This window comes from Caballeronia glathei, from assembly GCF_000698595.1.
GTDB classification, from domain to species: Bacteria; Pseudomonadota; Gammaproteobacteria; order Burkholderiales; family Burkholderiaceae; genus Caballeronia; species Caballeronia glathei.
In genome coordinates, this window is sequence record NZ_JFHC01000062.1 from 38692 (window position 1) to 50012 (window position 11321).

General features: G+C 61.1%; 12 protein-coding genes. 5 read left to right on the top strand and 7 right to left on the bottom strand.

The features are described from left to right. Positions 1 to 62: 62 nt before the first annotated feature. The 6 genes from bufA2 to BG61_RS29335 form a co-directional block, all read right to left on the bottom strand. Positions 63 to 332, bottom strand: a complete 270-nt coding sequence (gene bufA2, locus BG61_RS29310) for a BufA2 family periplasmic bufferin-type metallophore (RefSeq protein ID WP_035938633.1) — start codon at positions 330 to 332, stop codon at positions 63 to 65. 86 nt (positions 333 to 418) lie between these two features. Then, a complete protein-coding gene (locus BG61_RS29315; protein WP_035938631.1) occupies positions 419 to 1189 on the bottom strand; it encodes an alpha/beta hydrolase in 771 nt (256 codons plus the stop codon). An 88-nt stretch (positions 1190 to 1277) separates the two neighbouring features. Further along, complete coding sequence (locus tag BG61_RS29320) at positions 1278 to 1772, bottom strand: DoxX family protein (protein WP_129572300.1); 495 nt, start codon at positions 1770 to 1772, stop codon at positions 1278 to 1280. Continuing rightward, entirely contained in the window at positions 1769 to 2047 is a 279-nt protein-coding gene (locus tag BG61_RS29325) for a BufA1 family periplasmic bufferin-type metallophore (RefSeq protein WP_035938628.1), read from the bottom strand. Before BG61_RS29325 ends, BG61_RS29320 begins: the two co-directional genes overlap by 4 nt. A gap of 774 nt (positions 2048 to 2821) precedes the next feature. Next, positions 2822 to 3439 (bottom strand): hypothetical protein, encoded by a 618-nt coding sequence (locus BG61_RS29330; RefSeq protein WP_035938626.1) that lies wholly within the window; start codon positions 3437 to 3439, stop codon positions 2822 to 2824. Positions 3440 to 3566: 127 nt separating this feature from the next. Beyond that, a complete protein-coding gene (locus BG61_RS29335) occupies positions 3567 to 4592 on the bottom strand; it encodes an AraC family transcriptional regulator (RefSeq protein WP_035938624.1) in 1026 nt (341 codons plus the stop codon). A gap of 210 nt (positions 4593 to 4802) precedes the next feature. Here BG61_RS29335 and kce point away from each other — a divergent pair, with 210 nt between their 5' ends. From kce to BG61_RS29355, 4 genes are all read left to right on the top strand, one after another. Next, positions 4803 to 5741 carry a 3,5-dioxohexanoate:acetyl-CoA acetone transferase gene (gene kce / locus BG61_RS29340; protein ID WP_035938622.1) on the top strand — a complete coding sequence of 313 codons (939 nt, stop codon included), beginning with the start codon at positions 4803 to 4805 and terminating at the stop codon, positions 5739 to 5741. A 95-nt stretch (positions 5742 to 5836) separates the two neighbouring features. Next, positions 5837 to 7183 (top strand): MFS transporter, encoded by a 1347-nt coding sequence (locus BG61_RS29345; RefSeq protein ID WP_035938621.1) that lies wholly within the window; start codon positions 5837 to 5839, stop codon positions 7181 to 7183. Between the two features lie 45 nt (positions 7184 to 7228). Further along, positions 7229 to 7969 (top strand): 3-oxoacyl-ACP reductase FabG, encoded by a 741-nt coding sequence (fabG, locus tag BG61_RS29350; RefSeq protein WP_035938619.1) that lies wholly within the window; start codon positions 7229 to 7231, stop codon positions 7967 to 7969. Between the two features lie 31 nt (positions 7970 to 8000). Then, complete coding sequence (locus BG61_RS29355) at positions 8001 to 8792, top strand: SDR family oxidoreductase (protein ID WP_035938617.1); 792 nt, start codon at positions 8001 to 8003, stop codon at positions 8790 to 8792. 369 nt (positions 8793 to 9161) lie between these two features. On the opposite strand, the gene BG61_RS29360 is transcribed toward BG61_RS29355, so the two are convergent. Further along, positions 9162 to 10187: a GlxA family transcriptional regulator gene (locus tag BG61_RS29360; protein ID WP_035938615.1), complete on the bottom strand. Its 1026-nt coding sequence runs from the start codon at positions 10185 to 10187 to the stop codon at positions 9162 to 9164. A gap of 191 nt (positions 10188 to 10378) precedes the next feature. Here BG61_RS29360 and BG61_RS29365 point away from each other — a divergent pair. Next, a partial coding sequence (locus BG61_RS29365) for an MFS transporter (RefSeq protein WP_035942502.1) occupies positions 10379 to 11321 on the top strand: 943 nt, incomplete at its 3' end.

The following is an 11321-nucleotide window of genomic DNA, read 5'->3' on the forward strand; positions in this document are numbered from 1 at the left end:
CTCGTCGAGGACATTGTTTGAAGCGACAGGCCCGGCCGTCTCCGGCCGGGCCTGCAAGGCCTTTATTTCGGCTCGGTCAGGGTGCCGCCAGCCGCCAGGCATTCGGCCGCGGGCTTCACCACGACGCCTTTGCCCTTGCAGGTGTTGAGGCCCTTGCAGTCGTTCTTCGCCGTGGCACAGAGGCTTTGGCCCTTGCAGCTGTTGACGCCGTAGCAGCGCCCGGGCTCATCCTTGGCAGCCGCGCTCGCGGGGCTGGCAATCGTTGCGGATGCAATGGCGAGGAGCGCCGCTGCTGCGGCAAAGCTCATGCGGGACTTGACGATGTTGGACATGAAAATTCTCCAGAGTGGTTCAGGGAAAAATGGCGCTCGCTCCGTGATTCGTCACGAGGCCGGTGGATTCAGTCGAGACGATGCGGTCATCGGGCGTTGAGTGCGGCTTCCTCGATGACTTTCGCTACGGCTTCGGGCTGTGAGATGTAGACGGCGTGGCTCGCCTTGACCTCGGTCACCTTCGAGCCCGCGCGCTTGTACATCCAGCGCTGCAGGTCCGGGTTGAGCGCGCGGTCTTCGGTGGCGACGATTGCGTAGCTCGGCTTGTCGTGCCAGGCGGCCACCGGTGCGCCGGCAGCGAAGGCGGCGGTGGTCGCCGGGACCTGAGAGACGGCCATGAAGTTGGTGCGGTTTGGCGCCAGGTCGCCTGCGAAATCCGCGCCGAAATTCGCGGGGTCGAAGTAGAGATGCCCGTCACGGGTGGGACGAACGTTATCGCTCGCCGCGGGCATCGATGCGGAGAGCTGCGCGACGCTTTCGCCCACGTCGGGTTCGAGCGCCGCGACATAGACGAGCGACTTCACCTTGCTTCGCGCACCGGCGACGGTTATGACGGCGCCTCCGTAACTGTGTCCTACGAGTACGACCGAGCCCTCCTGCGCATCGATTGCATCGCGGGCGGCGGCAACGTCCGCGTCGAGCGTGGTGAGGGGTTGCTGAACCACGCTCACCTTGTAACCCTTGTGGATCAGGATGTCGTGCACGACGCGCCAGCCGGAGCCGTCGGCGAAGGCGCCATGGACGATGACGATGTTCTTGATGCCCGCGGGGGGTGTCGGCGTGGCCGCCGCGGCGAACGCGGGGGCTGCCAGCGCCATCGCCGTGACGGCGAGTGTGAGGGTCGATCTCAATCGCATAATGCTTCTCCGAAGGCCTTGCTGGCCTCATGGGGTGATGGGGTTCGTGATTCGCTTCAGGTTGTGTTTCAGATGCGCTGGCGCGGGACTATCGGCGTGAGCCGGACCTCGCGCGGTGCAGCAGATGATCCAGCGACCATGCTCCGCCGCCGCTCGCGATGAGCGGCAGAAGCAGGCCCGCCCAGCTCAGATGCGTCGGCCACGCATCCGGGTAGACGAAGATCTCGATCACCGCGGTCATGCACAGCAGCGCGGCGGCAGCGGGCCGCGTGAGCAGCCCGATCACGAGCAGGATCGGGAACAGATGCTCGGCGTAGGTGGCAAGATGTGCGGCCAGTTCGGGCGAAATCAGCGGCAGTGCATATTCCGAGCGAAACAGCGCGTAGGTCGAGGGCTTGATGCTCAGGAAACCTTCCACCTTCGTTCGTCCCGAGAGGAAGAAAATCGAAGCGATGCCGATGCGGGCGACCACGAGCAGAAGCGCAGGGGGCAGCAGGTTTCGCAACCATGCGGCCGGGGCCGGACGGGTAACTGACCCGCCCGATCTTGCTGCAGGGGCCAGCTTCGTATGCGAAGGCATCATGACGTGGCCTTCAGGGAGCCATGGCCCTTGGGCGTCTTGATCTGCGTGCAGGTGCCCTTGTCGACGAGTACAAAGGCGTTGCCCTGGTAGTCGGTCTTCGACGTACCCGCGCAAGAAGTACCCGCGCCGGCCGCGCAATCGTTCTTGCCGGCCAGCGACACGCCGAAGCATTTTTCCTGCGGCTTTGGCTGTGGATCAGCTGCGTTTGCGTTGGTCGCAAGGGCGGTGAGCGAAAGTGCGAAGGTGGCTGCAAGGGCCGCATAAGAGCTTTTCATGGCGATCTCCGGGCAAGTAGGAGGTTGAGGTCGATTGAGGGTTGAGTCGGATTCATCCGGTTCGCTGGCGCTCGGGGTTACACGTAAACCGCACGCCGGGTAATCGGATAAGCGGTAAAGGCAGGTCGAAGACGAATTTTAAATCCTGTCCGATGAAATCGCATGCGAGGTAATGTGTGTCGCATGGCAGTTGCTGTTTCATCGGGCTGACAGCATTGGAACGTCCGAACGTATCTGGCTTGTGTCCGCAATGTCGGGCATATGCGATGTCTTGTATCCGCACGGCGTCCAGATACATTGCGACACAAATCGATGCATGCATTGGGCCGCATCGACGCGCGGCGGGGCTTGAGCGTAAAGGGCTTCGCGCGCGCTCCCGGGCCTTGTTCGAAAGATGGAATCGCTCGGGATCGATCCGTATCGCCCGGGTAGCTTCCAGGCTCAGCGCGCTGATAGCGCGGAGGGACGGGGGACATCTTTCAGACCGTCGGCCTGAACAGCGCGTTTGTACGTTTGGTATGTCACCGCTTGTGTTGCGGACGGATTGCTGCCCGCCTGCTCGCCCCGTCGCAATGTCTCATGGCGCAGGGGTTCGCTCGTGCGCGACAATCGGCTGCGGCCGTTCGACGTCGGGGGTGTAGATCGTCAGGCAATCCAAGAATCGAGGTCTGCAGCGCGAATGCCCGCTGCCTGCGATGCGAAACCGACAGCAAAAAGAATCCTGTCGGCCTACCCGAAATAGCTTGACCAATACGGGCGAACACCGATGGCAATTCAGCGTGCCGGATAGCAGTGAAACGACACGTAGCGCTTTCCCCCTAGAAGCATGCAATATCCCTCGTAGGATCGCCCTTCAACGACGTTCGCCTGACCGTGCTCCTTCTTCTGCCCCTCGACCAGATCGGTCAGGCCAGCGGCCCACTGCGCCATGTAGACCATCGTATTCTGGCCATGCCAACCTGTCGTGGCGAAAGTGCCGAACTTCTCGCCGCCGTGCGTCTGCCGGGTGCCGATCGGCAGGCCGGGCGGCTGATGCTTGTTCTGGTCGTTGTCGAGCTGCACGTAGATATTGTCGATCTCGGCTGCATAGCCGCAGTCGGCTTTGATCTTCGCGATCTCCTTGGCCACTTCGACGGGTTTTGGCGGTTCCTTTATCTGGATTGTCACCGCTGGCAACGGCGGCCGCGCTTTCGAGATGATCGTCGCCGCCTCAACGACATTGGCATGCACCGCGTTCACAGTGAGCGTCCCGAGCAGCGTCTTGATGGTCGTATAGTTGAGCTCCCTGACCTGGTCGGGCGGCTGTATCTGGTTGACGGTCAAGGTTCCACGCACGAATGCCAGATGCGTCTTCAGATGATCGTTGAGCTTCTTCTTGTCGCCGCTATTCATGATAAAAGGGCCTCCAGACGAAATGATCGAAACCGATGTGTCGCTGCAACGCGACCGAAGCAAGGACGGCGCACCCGGTGAGCCGTCTTGCAACGTACCTGACGTCAACCGAATTCGCAGACGGGTATCACCGCCGCAATTCGCCCGGGCCTTTCCCCGTCCACCGCTTCAATGCACGGCGAAAGTTTGCAGCATCGCTGAACCCCAGCAGCATAGCGACATCTTCCGTGCTCATCTTCGTCGATTGCAGATACTCCAGAGCCAGCGAGCAACGCACATCATCGACGATCGCGGCGAAAGATACGCCTTCCGCTTCGAGATGCCGTCGCAGGGTACGGCTCGTCATGTTCAACCTGTGCGCGACCTCTTCCATGCCCGGAAAGACGCCCGGCGTGCTCATGAGAACCTGATAAACCTCGCCGGACGTTCCGACCGAAGTCTTCGCCTGCCCGATCAGGCGGTCACATGTTTCCTGTAGCAGCGTTGCCGTGAGCTTGTGCGCGAGTTGCGGCTTCTGGCTGAGTATCGCGCTGTCGTAGATGAGTTCGCATTGCGGCGCTTCGAAGAAACAGGGGCAGCCCAGATACTGCGAATAGAGATCGGCGTGCGCGGGTGCAGGATAGGAGAAACACGCCTTGAGCGGCGGACAGCTGTGACCGGCGACATCCTGAAGATGCGTGACGTGCTGCGTAAATTGCTGCTCGATGATGAATTCGCGCAATTCGCGCGAAGGGCTCGAAACGAAGGCATCCGGAAACGACCACACGGCACTGTCCGGATACTCGGCCCATTCGATCGTAAGCGTTGGTGTCGCGAGGCGATGGTACTTGACACCGAGACGGAAGTAATCGCGCAACGTAAGACATGACATCAATGCATAGCCGTACATGCCATACGCCGACAGATGCAGGCGCGAGCCGACCTTGAACGGTGTTGCCGGATCGCGCGACAGCAGTACCGCGTTGCGGGCCACGATTGCGTATTGACGCACGGATGTCATCACGGACGCGTCGTAAATCTGATCGACGGTTACGCCGCTTCCCTCCAGGCTGTCTTCGGGCGCAATGCCTTGCTCTGCGAGAACTTCAACCAGCGCGGCGATTTTGTACGGCGCGTAAATGCGTTCGTTGAGGAGTGGGCGAGTCGATGCCACGAAAGCTCCAAAGATTGTCCTCGGAAGACATCCCTGTGTCCGAAAATGACCTTACGGACGCAATCGTATCCCACTAATATCCTCATCACAAGCGTTGCGCCCGCAGAGCGGCCGGCGCCTGAACACAATTTCGGAGACAGCGTGAGCGGCGTCCCTCCACTGGGCCGAGCCGGTAACGTCGAGCACGCGACACAGATCAGGGTTTTCTCAATGAGCGACACCAGCCGCAAGGTCATCATCTCGTGCGCCATCACAGGCGCTACGCATGTCCCGTCGATGTCCGACTTCCTCCCGATTACCCCTGCGCAAATCAGGGACCAGGCCATCGAGGCCGCCGAAGCCGGAGCCGCCATCATTCACCTGCATGCGCGCGATCCCGCGGACGGCCGTCCTACGCCAGACCCGGAAGTCTTCAAGACCTTCGTGCCAGCGATCGCCGAAGCGACCGACGCCGTCATCAACATCACGACAGGCGGCAGCACGCGCATGACCCTCGAAGAACGTCTCGCCTACCCGCGACTGGCGAAGCCCGAAATGTGTTCGCTGAACATGGGGTCGATGAATTTCTCGATTCATCCCGTCGCCGGGAAGATTTCGTCGTGGCGCTACGGCTGGGAGAAGGATTACATCGAAGGGATGGAGGACATGATCTTCCGAAACACATTCAGGGACATCAGGAAGATCCTTCTGGAACTGGGAGAAAACGGCACGCGCTTCGAATTCGAATGCTACGACGTGGGCCATCTGCATAACCTGGCGCATTTCGTCGATCAGGGTCTCGTCAAGCCACCGTTTTTCATTCAATCGGTGTTCGGGATTCTCGGCGGGCTTGGCGCGGACCCGGAAAACATGGTCGTGATGCGCTCGACGGCAGACAGGCTTTTTGGTCGCGAGAACTATCACTTTTCCGTCCTCGGCGCCGGTCGACACCAGATGCCGCTCGTGACCATGAGCGCGATCATGGGTGGCAACGTGCGCGTGGGCCTTGAAGACAGTGTGTACCTGTCGAAAGGCGTGAAGGCCGAGACGAACGCCCAGCAGGTCCGCAAAATCCGGCGGATTCTCGAGGAACTGTCATTCGAGATCGCCACGCCAGCGGACGCGCGGAGGATGCTGGGCTTAAAGGGCGCCGACAAGGTCACCTTGTAGTCGGCCGCCGTAGTCCCTGCGAGACCATCATCTGATGGTCTCCAGCCCTGTTATCAACGACCAAAATATAGCTAGTTAAAGATATTGGAGACGTCATGGATACCACCCTGGTCGACCATCGCGATGGACAGCTGCATCGCATCGCCACGCGCAAGGCGATGCTCAGATTGATTCCGCTGATGTGCGCGATCTACTTCATGTCATTTCTCGATCGGACCAACGTGGCGCTCGCCAAGGTTCAGCTTGCAGCAGACGTAGGCATCAGTGCGGCTGCCTATGGTTTCGGGTCGGGAATTTTCTTTCTCGGCTACGCGCTGCTCGAAGTTCCGAGCAACCTGGCAGCCCATCGGATCGGTCCGCGACGCTGGATCGCGCGCATCGCAGTGACGTGGGGCATCCTGTCGACCGCGATGATGTTCGTGCAGGGAACATCATCGTTCTACGTGTTGCGCGTACTGCTGGGCATTGCAGAAGCGGGTCTCTTTCCTGCGCTGATGTATATGGTGACGCTCTGGTTTGCGCCCCATGACCGGCCCGTCGCGGTCGGCTGGATCTACATCGCGCCCGCGCTCGCGCTCATGCTCGGCAATCCGCTGGGTGGAGCGCTGATGCAACTGAACGGCTTCGGCGGGCTGCACGGCTGGCAATGGATGTTCATGCTCGAGGGCATTCCGAGCGTGATCGTCGGCGTCACACTGTTCTTTGCCATGCCTGAGCGGCCGAGCGAGGCACGGTGGCTGTCGGCGGCGGAGCGCGATGTGCTCGAAGCGCATGCCGTCATCGACGTGCACGGAGGTGCGGAGTACTCGTCCGCGAACTGGGTCGCCGCACTCAAACGACCCACCACCGTGCTGATCGGGCTGATCTATTTTCTGAATCAGGTTGCGTTCGTCGGACTGTACTTCTTTACGCCGTCGATCATTCACCAGATGCATATCGACTCGCCGCTTCTTGTCGGGTTTCTTGCCGCGAGCGTCGGTTTCGGCTTTCTGCTCGGCGTGCTCGTTCTTCCGCGTCTCCACCGGCGAACGAATAACGACTGCGTGTTTCTCGGGATTCTGACCGCGGGGCTCGTCGTAGGCGCCTGCGCTTATCTTGCCGTGACGAATCCCGCCGCGCGCATTGGCCTTCTCACGGTGACGGCGTTTTTCGCGGGCGGCGTGCTGCCGTCTTACTGGGCCATCGCCATGAAGCGTCTGCAAGGCATCCAGGCCGCTGCTGGTCTCGCGTTCATCAATACGATCGGACTGTTGGGCGGCTTTGTCGGACCGTATCTGTTCGGAATGGCAGAGACGGCCTCCGGTCGAAGCGATGCCGGGTTCACCGTGATTCTGGTCGCGGCGGTGCTCGGTCTCGCACTGATTCCGCTGCTGGCGAAGGCAATTCGCGGTGAGACACGCGTACAGCCCTCGTGCGAGCCGGCTGCACAGATGAAACCATAACGGGCACGCGGGAAGTGTGTGCTCTCAGAAAGGGATAGTCCAGCAATGAGATTGAGTGGAAAAGTCGCCATCATCACAGGCGCGGGGCAGGGGATCGGTGCAGCAACGGCGTTGAAGTTTGCGCGCGAAAAAGCGGTCGTGATTGCCTGCGACATGAATCTTGATTGCGTGGCGACGGTCGCGCACGTGTGCGCGGAAGCGGGCGCCGAAGCGAAAGCGTTCGCCGTCGACGTCACGGAGCGTACGCAGGTCGATGAAATGGTCGCCAAAGTACGCGACACATATGGACGCATCGATATCGTTGTGAACAACGCCGGTATCACGCGCGACGCCCGTCTGCAGAAAATGACGTTGCAACAGTTCGACGATGTCATCGATGTCAATCTTCGCGGCGTTTTCCATACCGCGCAGGCGGTTGTCGATACCATGATCGAACAGGGCTCAGGCGTCATCCTGAACGCAAGCTCCGTCGTGGGCATCTACGGCAACTACGGACAGACGAACTATGCCGCAACGAAGTTTGGCGTGGTTGGATTCACCAAGACGTGGAGTCGCGAACTCGGTCCGAAGGGCATACGTGTCAACGCCGTCGCGCCCGGCTTCATCGATACGCCGATCCTGAGGACGATCCCCGAAGACGTACTGTCGAAGATGCGCCACGAGGTGCCGCTGCGCCGGCTTGGCAAGCCCGAAGAAATCGCCAGCATCTACGCGTTTCTCGCGAGCGACGAAGCGAGCTACATCAACGGCGCCGTGATCGAGGCGACGGGGGGATTGTCGTTGTAGGAGGTTTGCAAATCATGGAAGAGACAAAAGCATGAATATCATCGACCTTTTGAAACCGAGGTCCGGGCTGCGCGTGCTCGTATCGGCGGGCGCAGGCGGGATCGGCGCGGCAATCGCCGAAGCGTTCCTCCAGGCGGACGCAAGGGTGTATATCTGCGATGTGAACCCGAATGCGATCGAAAGCGCCAAATCGCGGCTTCCCGGCCTTTACGCGGGTGTCGCCGACGTGTCGGACCGGACGCAGGTCGAGACCGTCATCGACGATGCGCGGCAGAAACTCGGCGGGCTCGATGTCCTTGTCAACAACGCCGGAATTGCGGGACCCACGGGTGCGGTCGAAGATATCGATCCGGCGCAGTGGGAAGCCACAATCGCCACCAACCTCAACAGTCAGTTCTATTTCTTGCGCAAGGCTGTGCCCGTCCTGAAGGAGACGTCGGACTGCGCAAGTATCATCGCCATGTCTTCCGTGGCGGGGCGTCTTGGCTATCCATTTCGGTCACCGTACGCATCGACGAAATGGGCGATTGCGGGACTCGTGAAATCGCTTGCGGCAGAACTCGGGCCGAGCAATATCCGCGTCAACGCCATCCTGCCGGGTGTCGTGGAAGGCGAACGGATGAACCGGGTGATCTCCGCTCGCGCGGATGCCCTCGGCATTTCGTTCGACGCGATGCGCGACGAGTATCTCAAGAAGATATCACTGCGCCGCATGGTCACCGTCGATGACATTGCGGCGATGACCCTGTTTCTCGCGTCGCCGGCTGGCAGCAATATTACGGGGCAGGCAATCAGCGTGGACGGCAACGTCGAATACCTGTAGAGACAACGCCGGCACCGACGCTGATCTGCACGCCGGCTTCGACGGCGCAGGAAGGGCAGATGGCACTCCGTGCGCAGCCGGGTTTGCCCGCTTCCGGCGCGCGAATGAAACGCCGTTCAATCCGGTGCTGGAAGCACGGTTATAGCATTGCCTCTGTGCGCATGGGTCGCGCAAGCAATAGGAACTCCCTGCATGGCCGGTGCTGGCTAAAGTAATCGTGTTGCTAAAGCGTTGTCCCCAGCACGCCGTGCTGCTAACTTGTCTGCCCATGGGAGCAATTTGCACTCGTTCATGAGCAGATCGAGTCGGGCGCGCGGTACGACGGTGTCTGCCCGCGGTCGAGATGTCTGCCGCGGCACGACTCGCCAATCATCCAAGCTCGGAACGAGGCGCACGTTTTGCAACCGTGGCCGGCGAAGGGGCTTCCGCACCGCTACCGTCGGGCATTTCTGGCGCTGCACGGCTTTCCTTGCCAGTGCGCCGGATGGCCTGTGGCGGCTGGCCCAAGGTACGGAGGAACGCGTGCCTCATCCGATCGCGGTCGAAGAAGCCCACTTCATCGGCGATGACATCCATCGAGTGGCGCCCCTGCTCGATCATCAGTCTCGCGGCTTCCACACGAAGATGCTCGATCGCTTTCCCGGGCGACTGACCGGTTTCCGCAGTGAAGGCCCGACTGAACTGGCGCGGGCTGAGATTCGCGACTTCGGCGAGTTCTTCGACGGATAAGGCGTTGCGCAGATTGGCGCTGGCGTAGTCGATGGCCTTCTGGATCCTGTCCGATTTCGGCTCGAGTTCGAGCAGCGCGGACAACTGCGACTGGCCGCCCGCACGCCGATGGTAGACAACGAGCTTGCGCGCCACCGTGCGCGATACTTCCTTGCCGTGGTCTTTCTCGATCATCGCAAGCGCCATGTCGATGGTTGCCGTCATGCCCGCTGACGTCCAGACCGAACCGTCGACGATAAAAATCTGATCTTCCTCGACGGCCACCTTCGGGAAGCGTCGCTTCAGATCACCTGCGAATCGCCAGTGCGTCGTCGCACGACGGCCGTCGAGCACACCTGCCTCGGCCAGAACGAAAGCCCCGGTGCATGGAGCCACCACGCGCCTGGATGTCTTGAGCGTGCGTTTGACAAAACCGCTCAGTGCAGGCGAAGCGAGGTCGGTTTCTACACCCGAAGCGAACATGACCGTATCGAAGACCGCATCGCCGAAAGGCTCGCTGTCTATCCTGATGCCCGCCGAGGCGGACACGAGTCCGCCCGCTTCGGAAAGGACGGTCACTTCGTAGGCCGGCTCATCGAGCACGAGATTCGCGAGTTCGAATACGCTGACTGCCGCGAACCCGATCATATGGAAATTGGGGAACACAACGAAGCCGATCGTGTGCATGCTGACCCTCCTGCGGCATGTCATAAATCGAGTGTCTTTATGACGTTTCCGACACCAACAATATTCCCTATCCTTGGCTCATGCCCTCAGCGCCTCAGCATCAATGCCGGGCGCCATGGCACGCAATGCCGCGCGACGACCTGTGTCCGACCGCTCCGAAGGCATCAGTAGACCCGGTAAGGAAAGTTGATATGGATCGTCGTTTAGTCATTCTAGCGCTTGGCATGTTCGCAATGGGCACCGACAACTTCGTGGTGGCGGGCATTCTTCCAGGCGTTGCGGCATCGCTGCATACCTCGGTCAGCGTCGCCGGCCAGATGGTGACTCTCTACGCGCTCTCGTATGCGGTCATGGCGCCGGTGCTGGCGGCCGTGGCCGGAGGGTGGCCGCGCAAGCTCATTCTCGTACTGGCGCTTGGCATCTTCGTCGCCGGCAATGCGATCAGTGCGCTCGCCACCGACGTGAACACGGTTCTTCTCAGCCGCGTGCTGGCGGGGTTCGGCGCGGCTCTGTTCTCCCCCACCGCGCTGGGCGTTGCTTCCGCGCTTGCTGCTCCCGAGAAGAGAGGCAGAGCGCTTTCGATCGTGACCGCCGGACTGACCGGAGCAACCGCTCTTGGCGCTCCCATCGGCACGTTCATCGGAGGATTCGGAAGCTGGCGGACCACGCTCTGGTTCGTCACGTTGCTGGGCCTTGCTGCAATGCTCGGCGTGTGGACGCTGCTGCGCTCGCTTCCGCAGCCCCCAGTCGTGACGCTGAGGGCCAGGCTGGCGCCGGTTCGCGACGTCCCCATTGCGCTGACCCTGCTGACTTCCCTGTTTGCGTTTGGCGGCTTCCTGATGGTCTACACGTACGCGGGCCTCGTGCTCGATCGCGTGACCGGCGGCGACGAACGCGTGCTCGCCGGCATGCTGCTCTTCTGGGGTATCGCCGGGACGATTGGAAACGTGCTGTGCGGCCGGCTGGTCGATCGCTTCCCCAGTCGCACGATCGTCAACGTGGCCCTGTGGATTGCCATCGTCAATTTTTGCGCTTTGCCGTGGACCTCCATCCATGTGATGAGCGCTGCCATTGCCCTGACGATCTGGGGGATATGTGGATGGGGCCTCATCGTGCCGCAGCAGCACCGGCTGG

Coding starts and splice junctions, on each gene's coding strand:
- kce (WP_035938622.1), top strand. CDS start 4,803: ATGAGCGACACCAGCCGCAAGGTCATCATCTCGTGCGCCATCACAGGC.
- BG61_RS29330 (WP_035938626.1), bottom strand. CDS start 3,439: ATGAATAGCGGCGACAAGAAGAAGCTCAACGATCATCTGAAGACGCAT.
- BG61_RS29360 (WP_035938615.1), bottom strand. CDS start 10,187: ATGCACACGATCGGCTTCGTTGTGTTCCCCAATTTCCATATGATCGGG.
- bufA2 (WP_035938633.1), bottom strand. CDS start 332: ATGTCCAACATCGTCAAGTCCCGCATGAGCTTTGCCGCAGCAGCGGCG.
- BG61_RS29355 (WP_035938617.1), top strand. CDS start 8,001: ATGAATATCATCGACCTTTTGAAACCGAGGTCCGGGCTGCGCGTGCTC.
- BG61_RS29320 (WP_129572300.1), bottom strand. CDS start 1,772: ATGATGCCTTCGCATACGAAGCTGGCCCCTGCAGCAAGATCGGGCGGG.
- BG61_RS29325 (WP_035938628.1), bottom strand. CDS start 2,047: ATGAAAAGCTCTTATGCGGCCCTTGCAGCCACCTTCGCACTTTCGCTC.
- BG61_RS29315 (WP_035938631.1), bottom strand. CDS start 1,189: ATGCGATTGAGATCGACCCTCACACTCGCCGTCACGGCGATGGCGCTG.
- BG61_RS29345 (WP_035938621.1), top strand. CDS start 5,837: ATGGATACCACCCTGGTCGACCATCGCGATGGACAGCTGCATCGCATC.
- fabG (WP_035938619.1), top strand. CDS start 7,229: ATGAGATTGAGTGGAAAAGTCGCCATCATCACAGGCGCGGGGCAGGGG.